Origin of the sequence: Barnesiella viscericola DSM 18177, from assembly GCF_000512915.1 — a bacterium.
Lineage (GTDB): Bacteria > Bacteroidota > Bacteroidia > Bacteroidales > Barnesiellaceae > Barnesiella > Barnesiella viscericola.
Window position 1 is genome coordinate 252875 of record NZ_CP007034.1, and the last position, 18633, is coordinate 271507.

Annotated in this window: 12 protein-coding genes and 1 tRNA gene; 8 read left to right on the top strand and 5 right to left on the bottom strand. The window is 48.9% G+C overall.

From position 1 onward, the window contains the following. Positions 1 to 110: 110 nt before the first annotated feature. The 6 genes from BARVI_RS12825 (at position 111) to BARVI_RS01080 (ending at position 8336) form a co-directional block, all read left to right on the top strand. Positions 111 to 1406: a T9SS type B sorting domain-containing protein gene (locus tag BARVI_RS12825; RefSeq protein WP_198015974.1), complete on the top strand. Its 1296-nt coding sequence runs from the start codon at positions 111 to 113 to the stop codon at positions 1404 to 1406. A 16-nt stretch (positions 1407 to 1422) separates the two neighbouring features. Further along, positions 1423 to 2370, top strand: a complete 948-nt coding sequence (locus tag BARVI_RS01060) for a lytic transglycosylase domain-containing protein (RefSeq protein WP_038534215.1) — start codon at positions 1423 to 1425, stop codon at positions 2368 to 2370. Continuing rightward, entirely contained in the window at positions 2367 to 5186 is a 2820-nt protein-coding gene (uvrA, locus tag BARVI_RS01065; protein ID WP_025277439.1) for an excinuclease ABC subunit UvrA, read from the top strand. The genes BARVI_RS01060 and uvrA overlap by 4 nt, the downstream gene beginning before the upstream one ends. A gap of 746 nt (positions 5187 to 5932) precedes the next feature. Then, the gene (locus tag BARVI_RS12830; RefSeq protein ID WP_157232443.1) at positions 5933 to 6490 is read left to right on the top strand and encodes a helix-turn-helix domain-containing protein; all 558 of its coding nucleotides are present in this window, start codon (positions 5933 to 5935) and stop codon (positions 6488 to 6490) included. A 167-nt stretch (positions 6491 to 6657) separates the two neighbouring features. Continuing rightward, positions 6658 to 7437, top strand: a complete 780-nt coding sequence (locus tag BARVI_RS01075) for a dihydroorotate dehydrogenase electron transfer subunit (protein WP_025277441.1) — start codon at positions 6658 to 6660, stop codon at positions 7435 to 7437. Next, the gene (locus BARVI_RS01080) at positions 7425 to 8336 is read left to right on the top strand and encodes a dihydroorotate dehydrogenase (RefSeq protein ID WP_025277442.1); all 912 of its coding nucleotides are present in this window, start codon (positions 7425 to 7427) and stop codon (positions 8334 to 8336) included. Before BARVI_RS01075 ends, BARVI_RS01080 begins: the two co-directional genes overlap by 13 nt. 155 nt (positions 8337 to 8491) lie before the next feature. Here the strand turns inward: BARVI_RS01080 and htpG are convergent, their stop codons facing one another. Both htpG and BARVI_RS01090 read right to left on the bottom strand, forming a co-directional pair. Beyond that, positions 8492 to 10546 (bottom strand): molecular chaperone HtpG, encoded by a 2055-nt coding sequence (htpG, locus tag BARVI_RS01085; protein ID WP_025277443.1) that lies wholly within the window; start codon positions 10544 to 10546, stop codon positions 8492 to 8494. A gap of 100 nt (positions 10547 to 10646) precedes the next feature. Next, the gene (locus BARVI_RS01090; RefSeq protein ID WP_025277444.1) at positions 10647 to 13208 is read right to left on the bottom strand and encodes an ATP-dependent Clp protease ATP-binding subunit; all 2562 of its coding nucleotides are present in this window, start codon (positions 13206 to 13208) and stop codon (positions 10647 to 10649) included. A gap of 211 nt (positions 13209 to 13419) precedes the next feature. Between BARVI_RS01090 and gyrA the strand changes: the two genes are divergently transcribed. Both gyrA and BARVI_RS01100 read left to right on the top strand, forming a co-directional pair. After that, a complete protein-coding gene (gyrA, locus tag BARVI_RS01095) occupies positions 13420 to 15918 on the top strand; it encodes a DNA gyrase subunit A (protein ID WP_025277445.1) in 2499 nt (832 codons plus the stop codon). 29 nt (positions 15919 to 15947) lie between these two features. Beyond that, positions 15948 to 17237, top strand: a complete 1290-nt coding sequence (locus tag BARVI_RS01100; RefSeq protein WP_025277446.1) for a tetratricopeptide repeat protein — start codon at positions 15948 to 15950, stop codon at positions 17235 to 17237. Between the two features lie 116 nt (positions 17238 to 17353). Here BARVI_RS01100 and BARVI_RS01105 read toward each other — a convergent pair. The 3 genes from BARVI_RS01105 to BARVI_RS01115 all read right to left on the bottom strand — a co-directional run bounded on the left by BARVI_RS01105 (position 17354) and on the right by BARVI_RS01115 (position 18612). Further along, positions 17354 to 17426 (bottom strand) — tRNA-Lys (locus BARVI_RS01105). A 131-nt stretch (positions 17427 to 17557) separates the two neighbouring features. Next, positions 17558 to 18250, bottom strand: a complete 693-nt coding sequence (locus BARVI_RS01110) for an LrgB family protein (protein ID WP_025277447.1) — start codon at positions 18248 to 18250, stop codon at positions 17558 to 17560. Beyond that, a complete protein-coding gene (locus BARVI_RS01115; protein WP_025277448.1) occupies positions 18247 to 18612 on the bottom strand; it encodes a CidA/LrgA family protein in 366 nt (121 codons plus the stop codon). Before BARVI_RS01115 ends, BARVI_RS01110 begins: the two co-directional genes overlap by 4 nt. Positions 18613 to 18633: the final 21 nt, after the last annotated feature.

An 18633-nucleotide genomic window follows, 5' to 3' on the forward strand; every position in this document is an offset into this window, starting at 1 on the left:
TCGGATTATTGGGAAATTTTAAATTGTCGATGGAAATACGATTGACCGAAAAATTGTAACTTTGTCATTCATTTATTATCCGAATCGATATGTACCGACACCTCTTATTTTTGACCTGTCTTTTTACCGTAAGTGGGCTTTGTGCCCAGCAGATTACCGTATCGGGTGGGGGAAAACCGGCTTACAGCCATACCCCCGAAGCCAGTACCGGCCTGAACGGAGGCGTATTTGTCATCTATTCGCTCGACCAGGCGACTATCGAATTTTCGGGTGAAGACGAGTCGCTCATCTCGTGGAGTAAATTTGGACCGTCGGGTGCAGCCAATGCGACTCCGATTGCCGGAGCAACTCAAAACGGATACCTGTCGACCCTGTCTCTCACCGAAGGCGATTGCGGGTATGTGATTGAACAGAATGGGCGCAGTTACTACTTGTGGGTGATCGATTATTCACAGGCTCCTCTTGTCTTAAACGGAGCCTCGGTGTCGAGCGATGCCGGTCAATGCGAACAAACGACTCTTCAACTCGACGGGAGTGGGGAACGACTGAACTACTATTCGATAAATGGCGCTCCCAAGGTGTTGTCGCGCGAAATTACCGTCAGCTACATGACGCTGGTGTGGAACGATGAGTCTCTTTCATATATTCAAACGGTCCAGTCGGAAACTCTTGACAATTTCTCTTCGACCGTACAAGTGCCGGCTCCGCTTTGCAATACCGATTTTTCTATCTCGGGCGACCAACTGCTCAACTACTGGGGCATGGAGCAAACGGTATCGACCGGCGAATACATTACCACGGCGATAGGCGTGACGGCAAAGGCCGAGCAGACCTATCGGGAGGAGGCGCTCAATGAGGACGACCGGCATCCCACTGAATACTTGGGTGGTTCGGCTCCGGCCGAAATCGAGTTTCAGGCCTATATGACCGATGCCGTTACCCACATCGAATGGGAATTTTCGGACAAGGAGGATTTCTCGACTACCATCGCCCGTTATAACGACCAGACCCTGCGCTACACGTTCCGCGACGAAGGTACCACCTACGTGCGCCTGATCGGCAGCAACAGTACGGCCGAATGTCAGGCTTACAGTGAGACCTTTACCATCAACATCGGAGAGCCCCGTTTGGAGGCGCCCAATGCGTTCTCGCCGGGTACAAGTCCCGGAGTGAACGACGAGTGGAAGGTAGCCTATAAATCGATTGTGAGCTTCAAATGCTGGATATTCAACAAGTGGGGGGTACAGATATGCTACCTCGACAGTCCCGACAAAGGGTGGGACGGCAGGTACCATGGCAAGTATGTCGATCCCGGTGTCTATTATTACGTAATAGAGGCCAAGGGATCGAACAATCAAAAGATAAAGTTGAAGGGACACATCAATATCTTGCGTTCCAAAGATTAAATCGAAGGAGGCAAACATGAAATTGAGACACTGTTTTATTGTCGCATTATCGGTCTTGTCATCGAGTTGGGCTTTTAGTGAAACGGCAACTGCACAAAAAGAGTTTTCAGACGTGGTGATTCCCGAGTTCCCGCTGCAAATGAAATTTGCCGGCGAGACGGTCGACCTGGATCGGCTGGATATGTACGAACGATTCGATCGCGAGTTGACCACCCTGTGCTATATGCACTCTTCCACCTCGTTGGCCATCAAGCGGGCCAACCGCTATTTCCCCATCATGGCGCCCATCTTGAAGGAGGAGGGGATACCCAGCGATTTTCTCTACCTGGCGGTTATCGAGAGCACCCTTAATCCAAGAGCCGTATCACCGGCAAAGGCGATGGGTATCTGGCAGATTATGCCTCGCACGGGACGTGAATATGGCTTGGAGGTGAACGATGATATAGACGAACGCTGCCATGTGGAGAAGTCGACCCGGGCCGCCTGCCGTTATCTGAAAGAGGCTTACGCCAAGTATGGCAGTTGGACAACCGTAGCCGCGTCGTACAATGCAGGTATGGGGCGCATCTCGTCGGAACTGGAAAAGCAACTGGCCGACCATTCGTTCGACCTGTGGCTCAACGAAGAGACCTCGCGCTATGTCTTCCGGATTCTCGCCATGAAGGAGATATTTTCGTCACCCTCGAAATATGGCTACAAATTAAAGACCCGCCAGCTGTATCAGCCTATCCGCTATACCGAGGTGAAAGTCGATACAACCATCAACAACCTGGCTCTCTTTGCCCAGTCGCAAGGTATCTCCTATGCCCAGTTGAAAGAGTCCAATCCCTGGTTGCGGGCCCGTACGATGCCCGACAAGTCGAGAAAAGTCTATTACATCAAGATACCACAAAAAGAGGATTTGTATTACACCAAGCGCAAGTTCACGGCTTACCGAAAAGAGTGGGTAATCGATAAAAAATGAAAGCAGAAGATCAGATAGAGGTCTATGGTGCCCGTGTGCACAACCTCAAAAACATAGATGTCAAAATTCCCCGGAACAGCCTGACGGTCATTACCGGACTGAGCGGTAGCGGCAAATCGTCGTTGGCCTTCGACACCATCTTTGCCGAGGGACAGCGTCGCTACATCGAGACCTTTACGGCCTATGCCCGCAACATGCTCGGCGGTATGGAACGGCCCGATGTGGACAAGATTACCGGGTTGAGTCCCGTAATCTCCATCGAACAGAAGACAACCAACAAGAATCCGCGTTCGACGGTGGGGACAACCACCGAGATATTCGATTTCCTGCGGTTGCTTTTTGCTCGGGCAGGAGAGGCTTACTCTTACTTGTCGGGCGAAAAGATGGTGCGATATACCGAAGAGAAGATTATCTCACTTATCTTGGACCGCTACCAAGGTCGCCGCACCTACATACTGGCTCCGTTGGTGCGCAACCGCAAGGGCCACTACAAGGAGTTGTTCGAGCAGGTGCGTCGGAAAGGGTATCTCACCGTCCGTATCGACGGCGAACTGCGCGAGATAACCCATGGCATGAAACTCGACCGCTACAAAAATCACAGCATCGAGCTGGTGGTCGACAAACTGGTGGTCGACAAGGACGACGAACGCCGGTTGCAGGAGAGTGTAAAAACAGCCATGAAACAGGGTGACGGCCAGCTGATGATACTCGACGCAGACACACAGGAGCTGCGCCATTACAGCCGCACCCTCATGGACCCCAAGACGGGCTTGTCGTATAGCGAACCGGCTCCGCACAACTTCTCGTTCAACTCGCCGCAAGGAGCCTGTCCCAAGTGCAAGGGATTGGGATATGTCAATATCATCGACCGTGAGAAGATTATCCCCAACGACGAGAAGTCGATTTACGAAGGGGGAATCGTTCCGCTGGGTAAATACAAGAACACGCTGATATTTTGGCAAATCGCAGCTATCTGCGAGAAATACGGCGACAGCCTGAAAACTCCCATCAAGGATCTCTCGGAAGAGGCGCTCGACGATATTCTGAACGGCACCGACGAACGTTTGCAAATCAAGAACGAGTCGTTGGGCTCCTCCAACTATTTCCTGTCGTTCGACGGGCTGATCAAATACATCGAGGTACAGCAGCAGAGCGACGCCTCGTCGCAAGCCCAAAAGTGGGCGGGGCAGTTTGTCACGACCACCGTGTGCCCCAGTTGCGAAGGTCATCGGTTGAACCGAGAGGCGCTGCATTACCGCATTGCCGGTAAGAACATCGCCGAACTGGCCGACATGGACATCTCGGAACTGTATGAATGGGTCAACCAGGTAGAGTACGAGTTGTCGCCCCAGCAGCGCCAGATTGCGGTCGAAATCTTGAAAGAGATTCGTAGCCGCCTGCACTTCCTCGTCGATGTAGGGTTGGACTATCTGTGCCTCAACCGGGCCTCGGCCACCTTGTCGGGAGGTGAGAGCCAACGCATACGATTGGCTACCCAGATAGGGTCGCAACTGGTCAATGTGCTCTATATTCTCGACGAGCCCAGTATCGGGTTACACCAACGCGACAACACCCGACTCATCAACTCCTTGAAAGAGTTGCGCGATATGGGTAATTCGGTCATCGTCGTAGAACACGACAAGGAGATGATGCTGGCTGCCGATTATATCGTCGATTTGGGCCCTCGGGCCGGTCGCTTGGGCGGGAACATCGTCTTTGCCGGGACACCCCAGGAGATGCTCAAAACCAATACCCTCACAGCGCAATACCTGAACGGGGAAAAGAAAATCGAATATTCACCCCAACGACGTCCGGGCAACGGTAAAAAACTTATTCTATCAGGTGCCACAGGCAATAACCTCAAAAATGTGACGGTCGAGTTCCCGCTGGGCAAATTCATCTGCGTAACGGGCGTATCGGGTAGCGGTAAATCGAGCCTCATTAACGGAACGCTGCAACCGATACTCAGCCAAAAGTTCTATCGTTCGCTGCAAGCCTCGTTGCCTTACGACCGAATTGAAGGACTGGAAAATATCGACAAGGTGGTGACCGTCGACCAGTCTCCACTGGGACGCACACCGCGTTCCAATCCGGCTACCTATACGGGTGTCTTTGCCGACATACGCAATGTCTTTGTCGAGCTGCCCGAGGCTAAAATCCGTGGCTATAAACCGGGACGCTTCTCGTTCAACATCGCGGGCGGACGCTGCGAGGTATGTGGCGGTAACGGCTACAAGACCATCGAGATGAATTTCTTGCCCGATGTGCTCGTACCTTGCGAGGCTTGCCATGGCAAACGCTATAATCGGGAGACTCTCGAAGTGCGCTTCAAAGGGAAGTCGATTGCCGATGTACTGGATATGACCATCAATCAGGCGGTCGAATTTTTCGAAAATATACCCTCGATTATCTCCAAAATAAAGGTGCTGCAAGAGGTGGGACTCGGATACATCAAGCTGGGACAACCCTCGACAACCTTGTCGGGAGGCGAGAGTCAGCGGGTGAAACTGGCTGCCGAGCTCTCCAAACGCGATACGGGGAAGACTCTCTATATACTCGACGAACCCACTACCGGATTGCATTTCGAGGATATACGGGTTTTGTTGTCGGTACTGAATCGACTGGTCGATAAGGGGAATACGGTGATTGTCATCGAGCATAACCTCGACATCATTAAATGTGCCGACCACATTATCGACATGGGGCCGGAAGGGGGACGAAATGGCGGGTACGTATTGGCTACAGGAACTCCCGAAGAGATTTGCAAGTACGACACGGCTACCGCTCGCTACTTGAAAGAGGAATTGAACGGATAGGAGATGTATATTTCAATTTTCCATAACAGGAGACTCAACGATGAATCGTTGGGCCTCCTGTTTTTCTATTTTGCATACGGAGTAAAAGTCGGTTAAAACAGTATAATCAATTATCAATTAGTGTAATAGAGATCAATTAGGGCAATTTTGACTCAAAATCCTTGGATTATTTCTTCATTGATTTACATCGGTACACAAAAATAGAAATGTAGGAGAGGATAGACTCTAAAAAATAGAAAGAATTACAATTGTAACAATATAGTTCTTTATTTGGGTTACATTTCACAAGTATATAAATGTAAATTTTAAAATGTAAATGTTTAGTTTATGTACCTGTAAATCAAATAGAGTAAAGATTGCATTTTTGAAATAAACAACAGTAGCAACTTATAAATCTAAATTATATCATAAATATTTATATTTATATATCTATTAATCAGCATTTTGCATACAAATATATAAAGTGAGATTTAAGTAGAATGTCTGGGAATAGTCTGTATTTCCTGCTCTTTATCCAATATTAATTAATCTATATAACTAGAAATCAATAGTATAACTAAATAAATATAAAGTAAAAGAATAGTATAATAAGCAATACATTACTACTGTAAAATGTTGTTCTTCTTATTTTTTTGTATATTACAATTCACATCTGCAACGTTTATATAGTTACAATTATAATTTTGATTTTTAATTTTTATTGTTTACATTTGTAATCTAATTTTGTATCTAATTTTCAATCGATCATGGGAGAAGAAGAGACCTTGGCCGTCGCCGGACGGATAAAGCAATTTATCGACCACCTGGGAATAACGATTACCCAGTTTGCCGACAACACGGGTATACAACGCTCGTCCATGTCGCAAATCTTAGGCGGGCGAAATCAGAAGATCAGTATCGCCACCATTGGTAAGATTCATGCCACATATCCCGAGCTATCGATTTACTGGCTGTTATATGGTCATGAGCCTATGCTCATCTCAACCGGGAGAAATAGTGTGGCCGGAGGTGAAGAAGAGTTACCTCGTCTATCAACTGGAGCAACGCCATTTATGTCGTTATTCGAAGCCGAAAATGCCGCAAATCCGGTCAACGATACGAACGCTCGCAAATATTCCAAGGAAAATGAGTCAAATCGAGACCGCTCTATCAATGAAAAATCTGGAAATGAGGCTTTAAATAGCGATTTCGGTACAAATACCGACAACCGGAAAACGAGTGAGAGAAATCGACGTATCGTCAAAATCATGATTTTCTACTCCGATAATACCTTCGATAGCTTTTCGCCCGACTTTTCGGACTAATCTCACGAGGTCTTGTACAAAACAGGTCGATCTGCTTCGTTATTATTTGTTTCTGCTCCCGGTTTAAGCTATCTTTGCAGCATTAAAGCGAAAGCGGCACAATCGCCTTGTATCAGGTAAAATTTCCCGGGGGCATCTGTACCGACTTTTGTCAGTAAATTTGATTTATGAAAAAATACATTCTCGATTTTCGTGTTTCCGAAAATGTACAGTTGCACGACAACTATGCACTCTTGAAATTGACACCTGCCGATGGCTGTCCGTTGCCCGAGATGCTGCCGGGACAGTTTGTCGAAGTGCGGGTAGATCGCTCCCCCAGCACCTTTTTGCGGCGCCCCATCTCTATCAATTTTGTCGATTATCCCCACAACGAATTGTGGCTACTCATTCGGAAGGCAGGCGAAGGTACCCGCACGCTGTGTGGTCTGCAAGCCGGCGAAATCCTCAATCTGGTATTACCGCTGGGAAATACCTTTACCCTCCCCGAAAGTGCTCAGGAACGAATCCTGCTTGTGGGTGGAGGCGTAGGAATAGCCCCCATGCTCTATTGGGGTAAATATTTGAAGGGAAAGGGCTATACGCCCCGGTTCCTGTTGGGCTTCCGCAGTGATAAAGATCTGTTGCAATACGACCAGTTCCGCCAGTTTGGCGAGGTGTACGTCTCGACCGAAGACGGCTCGTTGGGTGAAAAGGGATTTGTAACCCAACACTCTATATTAAACGAACCCTTCGACCGGCTCTATGTGTGCGGCCCTAAACCCATGATGGTGGCCGTAGCCCGATATGCCCGCGAGCGGCAACTCTTTTGCGAAGTCTCGCTCGAAAATACGATGGCCTGCGGTGTGGGGGCTTGCCTCTGCTGCGTAGAAGATACGGTCGAAGGACATGTGTGTGTATGCAAAGAAGGTCCCATCTTTAATATAGAAAAACTCAAATGGCAGATTTAAACGTTAACATAGGCGTATTGTCCCTGAAAAACCCGGTCATGACCGCCTCCGGGACTTTTGGTTATGGCGAAGAGTTCGCCGACTTTATCGACTTGTCGCGTCTGGGCGGTATTATTGTCAAAGGTACCACCCTGCATCATCGGGAGGGTAACCCGTATCCCCGCATGGCTGAAACTCCGTCGGGAATGTTGAATGCCGTGGGGTTGCAGAACAAGGGTGTCGACTATTTTATCGAGCATATATATCCCCGCATCAAAGAGATAGATACCTATTTTCTGGTAAATGTATCGGGGGCTTCGGTCGAAGATTATGTGGCTACGGCCGAGAAAATTGCGGCATTGGATCGAATCCCGGCTATCGAGCTGAATATATCGTGTCCTAACGTAAAGGAAGGGGGTATGGCCTTTGGTACCTCGTGTCAGAGCGCAGCTTCCGTGGTGCGTGCCGTTCGTGCCGCATACCCCAAAACGTTGATTGTAAAACTGTCGCCCAATGTGACCGATATTACCGAAATTGCCCGGGCTGTCGAAGCCGAAGGAGCCGATGCCGTGTCGCTGATCAACACGCTGCTGGGTATGGCCATCGATGCACAACGACGTCGGCCGGTGTTGTCGACCGTCACCGGTGGACTGTCGGGAGCTTGTGTCAAGCCCATAGCCCTGCGCATGGTATGGCAAACCTACCACGCCGTAAAGATTCCTATTGTGGGATTAGGAGGCATCATGAATGCAACCGATGCCATCGAATTTCTGTTGGCAGGCGCCTCGGCCATCGAGGTCGGTACGGCCAACTTCATCGACCCGCAAATTTCGGAGAAAATCGTGGACGGAATCAACGAATACCTCGAAAAAAATCACATTGCATCGGTAAAAGAACTGATTGGCGGACTTATGTTGTAATTTGCTGAAATATAATAAAATAAAAATAGCGAATATAGATTCGATGAATTTAATCGAGCTATATTCGCTATTTAAGTTTTGCTTTATATGTCGGGTGAGGGAGTGATATAAAGTATTACTTGATATCTACACCTCTCACCGGCATCAACAAGTCATTACAGAATATCGACCGAACGCTTGATAAAGTTGTTCAAAGCCTCTCCCTTCAACATGTTGTTGGAGAGCAAAGCCAAGTCGACCAACTGACGTACCAACGGATTCTTGTCGGCGTAGGTCTTCAAGACGTCCGACTCCTTCGACCGCAACTCCTTGGCCTTCTCTTCGGCGCTCTTCAATGCCTCTTTGTCGGCCACGGGAATCTCCTCGTCCTTCTTGTCTTTCTTGGCCTCTTGCAGACGGGTTATTTCGGCATTGACCGTATTCAGCTCGTCGAGTATCGGGGTCAACTGCTCCTTGCACGAACTTTCGGTATCGGCAATAATCCGTTGTGTTAAGGGGTGCTCGGTGTTGACAATGAGGTTGTAGCTGTCGGGCAGTTCGCCATAGATAGCCATACCCGGTTGTATGGCAGCCATGTCTTTCATACGGCGCATGAACTCATTCTGCGTAATCACAATGGGTTGTGCAGTAGCACCTACCGGTTCGAACATGACCAAGAAATCGCTCTTCTCGATAGTCGGAATCTGCGATTTGAATACCGTGGTCATGATGTCGCGCTGTTGCTCGTTGAGCGCAGCTGAAGCCTGGTTGTCTTTCTTCTGAATAAGCCGGTCTATCAAGTCGCTGTCGACCCGTACGAAACGGCATTTACCCAATTTCTGCTCCAGCATGCCGATGAAGTGGGGGTCTAACTGGCCGTTCATCAGCAATACGTCGTAACCCTTGGCCGTAGCCGTCTCGATGTAGCTGTATTGAGCCTCCTTATCGTTGGCATACAAGTAGATGAGCTGTCCGTCTTTATCGGTCTGATTGCCCTCGATCAGTTTCTTGTACTCGTCGAGCGTGTAATATTTCTCTTCGGTATCTTTGAGCAGGACAAATTTTTGAGCCCGTTCGTAGAATTTCTCGTCCGAGAGCATACCATATTCGATAAAAATCTTCAGGTCGTCCCATTTCTCTTCAAACTGCTTGCGGTCGCTGTTGAAAATCTCTTGCAGACGCTCGGCTACTTTCTTGGTAATGTAGCCCGAGATTTTCTTCACGTTCGAGTCGCTTTGCAGGTACGAACGCGATACGTTCAACGGAATGTCGGGCGAATCGATTACGCCTTGCAGCAACATCAGGAAATCGGGCACAATACCCTCGACCGAATCGGTTACAAACACCTGGTTGCAGTACAGTTGAATCTTGTATCGGTTGATATCGATGTTGTTCTTGATTTTCGGGAAATAGAGAATACCGGTCAGTTTGAAGGGGTAATCGATATTGAGGTGAATCCAGAAGAGCGGTTCATCGATACCTGGATAGAGGTCGGCATAGAATTTCTTGTAATCCTCGTCGCTCAAATCGGTCGGTTTGCGCGTCCAGGCCGGCTCCATGTCGTTGATTATTTTATCCTTGTCGGTGTCGACGTATTTACCGTCCTTCCACTCTTGCTCCTTACCGAACACTACCGGAACGGGCAAGAAGCGGCAATACTTCTTCAACAGCGTTTCAATACGTTGCGGTTCGAGGAATTCCTTGTTCTCGTCGTCGATATACAGAACGATGTCGGTACCCCGCTCGCTCTTCTCGATGTCGGTCATCTCGTAGGCGGGCGAACCGTCGCAACTCCACATCACGGCCTGAGCCCCTTCCTTGTAGGAGAGGGTGCGAATCTCGACCTTCTTCGATACCATGAAGGAGGAGTAGAATCCCAGTCCGAAGTGGCCGATGATGGCATTGGCGTCGTTCTTGTATTTCTCCAAAAACTCTTCGGCTCCCGAAAAGGCTATCTGATTGATGTATTTGTCAATCTCCTCGGCAGTCATACCTATACCGTGATCCGAGATGGTCAACGTTCCGGCATTCTTGTCGATGGAAACCGATACGTTGGTCGAACCCAACTCACCTTTGAAATCGCCAAAAGAGGCCAAAGTCTTCAATTTCTGAGTGGCATCGACGGCGTTGGAAACCAACTCTCTCAAAAATATCTCGTGGTCACTATACAAAAACTTTTTGATAACGGGGAAGATGTTATCGGTCGTAACCCCAATTGTTCCTTTTTGCATGGTTATATATTTTTATTACACTAATTTTCTACCGAATTTTTTTCAAAAAAAATGCCAGACTCAAAAAGTCTGACATTTTGACTTATTCTCGCGACGATTGTCACGACTCTTTCTTCGAGTCGATAATCGAGGAGACAATCTTGTGGTTCTCCTCGTCGAAATCGACACGTATCGTATCGCCCTCCTGGACGGTGGCCCGGATAATCATCTCGGCCAGTTCGTCTTCGAGATACTTCTGTATGGCCCGTTTCAACGGACGAGCTCCAAACTGAACGTCGTATCCCTTCTCGGCAATGAAATTCTTGGCGGCATCGGTGATTTCGAGGTGGTATCCCAGTGTCTCCACCCGTTTGTAGAAACCGCTCAATTCCAAGTCGATAATCTGGAAGATGGCCTTCTTGTCGAGTTGATCGAACATGATGATGTCGTCGATACGGTTCAGGAACTCGGGAGAGAAGGCCCGGTTCAACGCCTTTTGGATAACTCCGCGCGAGTAGTCTTTCTCCGAAACGGTGTTGGTCGAGAAACCTACACCTTGTCCGAAATCCTTCAACTGGCGCGTACCGATATTCGAGGTCATGATCAGAATCGTATTCTTGAAATCGATTTTACGCCCCAGACTATCGGTCAGCCGACCTTCGTCCAAAACCTGCAACAGCAGGTTAAACACGTCGGGGTGAGCCTTCTCAATCTCGTCGAGCAGTACTACCGAATAGGGTTTGCGACGCACCTTCTCGGTGAGCTGTCCGCCCTCCTCGTAACCCACATATCCCGGAGGTGCACCCACCAGTCGCGACACGGTGAATTTCTCCATGTATTCACTCATGTCGATGCGGATAAGCGCATCTTTCGAGTCGAACAGATATTCGGCCAGTTTCTTGGCCAAGTGAGTCTTACCCACGCCCGTAGGGCCCAGGAACATGAAAGTACCGATGGGCTTGTCGGGATCTTTCAATCCCACCCGGTTGCGCTGTATGGCCTTCACCACTTTATCGACAGCCTCGTCTTGTCCGATAATCTCACGTTTCAGTTCCCCGGCCATGGCCAAGAGCTTGTTCCCTTCGGCCTGAGCGATACGCTGCACGGGTACACCGGTCATCATGGCAACCACCTCGGCCACTTTCTCTTCGTCGACAATCTCGCGGTGCTGCTCCATCTGTTTCTCCCAGTTGTCCTTAGCCGTTTCCAAGGTACGCTGCAACTCCTTCTCCTTGTCTCTGAAACTGGCGGCCAACTCATAGTTCTGCGATTTTACCGCATTAATCTTATCCTCGCGACAGGTCTCGATTTGAGCCTCCAAGCTCTCAATCTCTTTGGGTACAGTGATGTTCGATACATGCACACGGGCCCCGGCTTCGTCGAGCGCATCGATTGCCTTGTCGGGGAAATTACGGTCACTGATGTAGCGGTCTGTCAATTTGACACAAGCCACCAATGCATCGTCGGTGTAGGTCACGTTGTGGTGATCTTCGTAACGGCCCTTGATGTTTTTGAGAATCTGCAAGGTCTCTTCGGGCGTAGTCGGCTCGACCATAATCTTTTGGAACCGGCGTTCCAAGGCTCCGTCTTTCTCGATATTCTTGCGATACTCGTCGAGAGTCGTAGCACCGATACACTGTATTTCGCCGCGCGACAGAGCCGGTTTCAGCATGTTGGCGGCATCGAGCGAACCGGTAGCTCCACCGGCTCCGACGATGGTATGAATCTCGTCGATAAACAAGATGATATTGGGATTCTTCGAGAGTTCGTTCAAAATCGCCTTGATGCGCTCCTCGAACTGGCCGCGATACTTGGTGCCGGCCACAATCGAGGCCATATCGAGTGAAATGAGCCGCTTATCAAACAAGACTCTCGACACCTTGCGCTGTACGATTCGCAGGGCAAGTCCCTCGACAATAGCCGATTTACCTACACCCGGCTCACCGATGAGTACCGGGTTGTTCTTTTTCCTCCGGCTCAGCACCTGGGCCAACCGCTCGATCTCGTTATCCCGACCTACAACCGGGTCGAGACGGCCCTCCTCGGCCGCTTTGGTCATATCGGTACCAAAGTTGTCGAGCACCGGCGTGTCGTTGCCGCTTCGCTGTGTGGAAGTACTGCTGCCACTGCCACCTTGTTGTTCCCGACGATAGTTGCGTTCGTCTTCCAACTCGTCGTCATCGTCGTCGGTAAACCCGGCACCCATGTCGCGAGGGGAGGGACGTTGTGCCGACTCCTCACGAGGTGTGTCGCCATTACCTTTTAAAAAGGCTGACACTTCGTCATAGGTAATGTCGTTCGTATGCAGAATCTGTGCGGCAGGGGAGTCCGACTCTTTTAATATAGCCAGTAACAAGTGCTCGGTATCGGTCTCCTGACTTTTCATGAACCGGGCTTCGAGCATGCTCATTTTCAAGACTCTATCTGTGCTCTTGCTGATTGTCAGCTCGCTGGATTGCTCCATATGGTTGTTGGAAGCGGATAGTTCATTTTCCAGGGAACTCTTTATCGTGCGAAGAGAAGCTCCCAGCCCCACCAATGCGTCGACAGCACGGTTGGAGCCATCGCGTATAATCCCCAGCAGCAGGTGCTCGGGAACGATGTTGGAATTTTGAAGGCGTTCGGCTTCTTCCCGGCTGTAACCGAGAATCTCCTTAACATGTTGTGAAAAGTTTCTTTCCATAAACAAATCTGTCTCCTTATATTGATTTAGCAAATATACCACCTTTACGCCAAATAATGGCAGGTAAATATTATTTCTTATATATAACAAATAATGTGCCGAATTTTCCCTTTTGCCAGCGATTATTTATTCAGATAGATTCCTCGATTTTTCAAAAAATGGTTATCTTTGTACGCTAAACATTCAATGTATAACCAATTTTTACTAATAAATGATTGACCAAGATAGAATTCTAAAAATAGACATCAATCAAGAGATGCAATCGGCCTACATCGATTATTCCATGTCGGTGATTGTAGCTCGCGCCTTGCCCGATGTGCGCGACGGTTTCAAGCCGGTACACCGCCGGGTGTTGTTCGGAATGGACAAACTTGGAAACACATCGGATAAACCTTACAAGAAATCTGCGAGAATCGTCGGTGACGTGTTAGGTAAGTATCACCCGCACGGCGATTCGTCGGTATATTATGCGTTGGTACGTATGGCCCAGCCGTGGTCCTTGCGCTACCCCCTGGTCGACGGCCAGGGTAACTTCGGTTCGGTCGACGGCGACAGTCCTGCCGCCATGCGTTATACCGAAGCTCGTCTCTCGCGCATTGCCGAAGAGATGCTTCGCGACATCGAGAAGGATACGGTCGACTTTACCCCCAACTTCGATAATACGCTCGAAGAGCCTACCGTGCTGCCCACCCGCATACCCCAGTTGCTGGTAAACGGGGCGTCGGGTATCGCCGTAGGTATGGCTACCAATATGCCTCCCCACAACCTGTCGGAGTGTATTGACGCATCGGTCGCCCTGATTGACAACCGCGACCTCACCATCGAAGAGCTGATGCAATACATTAAGGCTCCTGATTTTCCCACAGGAGGTATCATCTACGGTTTTGCCGGTGTAAAAGATGCTTTTGAGACCGGACGGGGCCGTATCGTAATTCGTGCCAAAGCCGAGATCGAGGTCGACAGCAATACCGGTCGCGAATCGATTATCGTATCTGAAATTCCCTATGCCGTCAATAAGTCGGAGTTAATCAAAAAGATAGCCGACCTGGTTGAAGAGAAGCGCCTAGAAGGCATCTCGAATATCAACGACGAGTCGGACCGTGCCGGTATGCGCATCGTCATCGAAGTCAAGAAAGATGCTAACGCCAGCGTTATCTTGAACAAACTGTTCAAAATGACCGACTTGCAGTCGTCGTTCAGTGTCAACAACATTGCCTTGGTCAACGGCCGTCCTCAAACACTGAATCTGAAACAGTTGCTCGAAGCCTTTATCAATCACCGCCACGAGGTAGTTATCCGTCGCACGCGGTTCGATTTGGCCAAGGCCGAAGAACGTGCTCACATACTCGAAGGGTTGATTATCGCATCGGATCATATTGATGAGGTAATCAAAATCGTGAGAGCTTCACAAACCCGTGAAGAAGCTCGCACCCGCTTGATGGAGCGATTCTCCCTGAGTGACAAACAGGCACAGGCTATCGTCGACATGCGCATCGGACAGTTGACCGGTCTTGACCAGGACAAGCTGCGTAACGAATATGCTGACATCGAGAAGATGATTGCTTACTATCACCAAATCTTGTCGGACGATGCCGTCTGCATGAAAGTGATGAAAGACGAGCTTCTTGAAATCAAAGAGAAATACGGCGACGAGCGCAAGACCGAAATCATCTATGCTTCGGAAGAGTTCAATGCCGAAGACTTCTATGCCGATGACGAAATGATTATCACCATCTCGCACATGGGCTACATCAAACGGACCCCGCTCTCCGAATTCCGGGCTCAGAACCGCGGTGGAGTAGGTGCCAAGGGCAGCAATACCCGCGAGGAGGATTTCATCGAATACATCTATCCGGCCTCGATGCATAACTATATGCTCTTCTTCACTCAGAAAGGCAAATGCTACTGGCTCAAAGTATATGAGATACCCGAAGGCTCCAAGAGCTCCAAAGGTCGTGCCATACAGAACCTGCTCAACATCGACTCCGACGATAAGGTTAATGCCTTTATCCGCGTGAAACGATTGCAGGATCCCGAGTACAACATGTCGCACAACCTGATTTTCTGTACACGCAAGGGTATCATCAAGAAAACCAAACTCGAAGCCTATTCGCGTCCCCGCCAAAACGGTGTGAATGCCATCACCATTCGCGAAGACGATCAGGTAATACAAGTGAGACTGACCACCGGCGACAGCCAAATCGTTATCGCCAACCGTCACGGCCGCGCCATTCGATTCCACGAAAGCGCCGTGCGTGAGATGGGACGTAATGCCACCGGCGTAAAGGGTATGACCCTCGACAACGATGACGATGCCGTCGTAGGAATGATTTGCGTCAACGATCCTGAGAAAGAGACCATCATGGTCGTATCGGAACAAGGTTACGGAAAACGTTCGCTCATCGAAGATTACCGCATCACCAACCGAGGAGGTAAAGGTGTGAAAACCTTGAATATCACCGAAAAGACCGGTTATCTGGTTGCCATCAAATGCGTAACCGATGAGAACGACCTGGTTATCATCAACAAGTCGGGTATCACCCTGCGCATGAAGGTTGCCGACGTGCGGGTAATGGGCCGGGCAACACAAGGCGTCCGGTTGATTAATCTGGAAAAACGGAATGACGAAATCGCTTCGGTCTGCAAGGTTTTGTCAGACAGTGTCGACGAGAACCTGCAAGACGATAGCGTTACTGAAATTGCAGAATAAAAATTATTAACTTCTAAAATAAACACGCAATGAAAAAAACAACATTAACGGCAGTATTACTGCTTTCGGTCATTTGCGCATTCGGTCAGAAGAAAGCTGTGAACCGGGCTTTCAGTGAGGCAAAAATGGAAAATCCCAATTTCCAAGAAGCTCGCACCGATATTCAAGGTGCCCTTACCAACCCCGAAACCAAAGACGATGCCAAGACTTGGTATGTAGCCGGGTTTATCGAAAACTCTTCTTTCGAGAAAGATAACGTTCAGAAGACGTTGGGAATCGCTCTTCCCAATGGAGATGCCCCCATGTACGATGCGTTGGTAAAGAGCTATGACTATTTCTTGCAATCCATAGCTTTGGATACTTTACCTAACGAAAAAGGAAAAGTAAAGCCCAAATATGTCAAGGATATTCGTAAGATCTTGAAACAAAACCTCGATGGCTATATCAATGCCGGTGTCTATTATTTCAATCAGAAAGACTATAAAAAGGCCTATGACGTATGGGGTATTTTCCTGGATATACCCAAACTTTCCATTATGAAAGATGAGAAATCGGGGCTTCCTGCCGATTCGACGATTGCCATATTGGAATTCAACCGGGCTTTGGCTGCCATGCAGACTCAGGACAATGCGTTGGCCATTAAAGCTTTGAATGCAGCCAAAGGGAATGATTATAATCGAAACGATGTTTACAAATATCTGGTCTATGAATATGAGCAGACACAGGATACTGTCAACCTGATTAGTACGCTTCAAGAAGGTGAGAAGTTGTTCAAAGACGAAATGGTCGAGGTTCAGGATAGAGACGGTAATCCCGTACTGGACGAAAACGGCAAACCTAAAATGCAAAAGGAAAATACCTACACCTTGAAGCTGATCAATCTCTACATATATGGTGGAAGATATGATGAAGCCATTGCTACGCTTGAAACGATTTTGGCCGAAGACCCTGAAAATGCCGAGTACTGGAATGTAAAAGGGAACCTGTATGAATCGCAAAAGAAGTATGACCAATCGATTGAATGCTTCGGGAAAGCACTTGAAATTAATCCTTCTTACACCGATGCATTAGGCAATATGGGTCGTATCTACTTCAACCTGGCTGTGCAAAAGAACAATGAGATCAGTGCTATAACCGATAACGTAAAATATGCCGAGGCTCGTGAGAAAGAGGTTCTTCCGTTGTTTGAGAAATCTCGTCCCTATTACGAAAAAGCATACGAATTGAAGCCCGAAAATCCCGACTACAAATATGCCCTCCGTAATATTTATTACAATTTGAACGATGCCGAAAAACTGAAAATGATAGAAGGCCAATAATAATCATACCGATTATTCAAAAAACGTTCAGAGAGGATTTACCTCTCTGAACGTTTTTTTGCATTATATAAAAATAAAAGCAGGCATTTGAATCTCAAATGCCTGCTTTTATTGGGTGATCCGCTTGGGGCTCGAACCCAAGACCCCAACATTAAAAGTGTTGTGCTCTACCAGCTGAGCTAGCGAATCTAACCTTGGTGCTTTTTGTAAAAGCGTTGCAAAGATAGGCGCTTTTGTCGAAATATACAAGGGTTGCGCCCAAAATATTCTATTTAATTTTCGGTATGCAGCCTCATTGAGGGGCTCAATTGGGTAGTCACTCAGCGCATCAGGCTTTCGAACAGCGGTATAAGCAGGGAGGTGACAACACCCATCAGGCCGATGGCCAGGCCACTGATAGCACCTTCGACGGCTCCCAGTTCAATAGCGCGGGCAGTACCCAGTCCGTGAGCGGCCGATCCCAATGCCAATCCGCGGGCAACGCGGCTGTTGACGTGGCAGCGGTCGAGTACGGCCGGGCCGATGATACCCCCCAATAATCCGCACCCGAATACGATGACGGCCGTGAGCGAGGGGATACCGTGCGAGTGTTCCGACAGGGAGATGGCGATGGGTATCGTGACCGATTTGGGTTGCAGCGACGAGGTGATGGCTTCGTCGACGCCCATGAGTCGGCAGATGGCTATAACACTCACAATACCCACAATTCCTCCGGCAAAGACGGCGGTGAGTACGGGTATCTCTTTACCCCGAATCTGTTCGATTTGTTCATAGAGGGCATAACCCAGCGCTACGACCGATGGCCCCAGCAGAAAACTGATGAAGCTGCTACCGGCACAGAACGTATCGTAGTCGATGTCGAGCAGGGTGAGCAGGGCTATGATAAGAACCATGGCCACCAACAGCGGGTGGAAAATGGCGATATGTTTTTTCTGGTGCAGTTTGCAACCGGCCAGGTAGCTACCCAGTACCAACAGCAGGATAAAGGGTGTGGAGGAGAATATTTCGTTCATTGCCCAACTCCTCCTTTCTTGCGCGAGAGCTTGCGGTCAAGATGCTCTTCGGTAAGCCCTACGACAACGATGACCAGCAGGGTGGTAACCACCGACACGGTGAGCAGTACCACCCAGTTGCTCATGAGTATTTTATACTCGTGCATGAGCCCGATACTGGCCGGAACGAAGAAGAGGGCCATGTTGCGAGTGAGGGTCGAGGCGGCCTTGTCGACGTCGCGTGGACGTACCCATTTGAGTGTGAGGGCCAGGAACAGCAATATCATGCCGCACACGCTGCCGGGAATGAGCCGCCCGATGAGCAGGCTCACCATCTCTCCCAATACATAGAAGAGCATGATGTAACAGAATCCTTTAATCATTTTCTTAATACCTTACTTGTT

Coding starts and splice junctions, on each gene's coding strand:
- BARVI_RS01075 (WP_025277441.1), top strand. CDS start 6,658: ATGAAAAAATACATTCTCGATTTTCGTGTTTCCGAAAATGTACAGTTG.
- BARVI_RS01080 (WP_025277442.1), top strand. CDS start 7,425: ATGGCAGATTTAAACGTTAACATAGGCGTATTGTCCCTGAAAAACCCG.
- BARVI_RS12830 (WP_157232443.1), top strand. CDS start 5,933: ATGGGAGAAGAAGAGACCTTGGCCGTCGCCGGACGGATAAAGCAATTT.
- BARVI_RS01100 (WP_025277446.1), top strand. CDS start 15,948: ATGAAAAAAACAACATTAACGGCAGTATTACTGCTTTCGGTCATTTGC.
- uvrA (WP_025277439.1), top strand. CDS start 2,367: ATGAAAGCAGAAGATCAGATAGAGGTCTATGGTGCCCGTGTGCACAAC.
- BARVI_RS01115 (WP_025277448.1), bottom strand. CDS start 18,612: ATGATTAAAGGATTCTGTTACATCATGCTCTTCTATGTATTGGGAGAG.
- gyrA (WP_025277445.1), top strand. CDS start 13,420: ATGATTGACCAAGATAGAATTCTAAAAATAGACATCAATCAAGAGATG.
- htpG (WP_025277443.1), bottom strand. CDS start 10,546: ATGCAAAAAGGAACAATTGGGGTTACGACCGATAACATCTTCCCCGTT.
- BARVI_RS01110 (WP_025277447.1), bottom strand. CDS start 18,250: ATGAACGAAATATTCTCCTCCACACCCTTTATCCTGCTGTTGGTACTG.
- BARVI_RS01060 (WP_038534215.1), top strand. CDS start 1,423: ATGAAATTGAGACACTGTTTTATTGTCGCATTATCGGTCTTGTCATCG.
- BARVI_RS01090 (WP_025277444.1), bottom strand. CDS start 13,208: ATGGAAAGAAACTTTTCACAACATGTTAAGGAGATTCTCGGTTACAGC.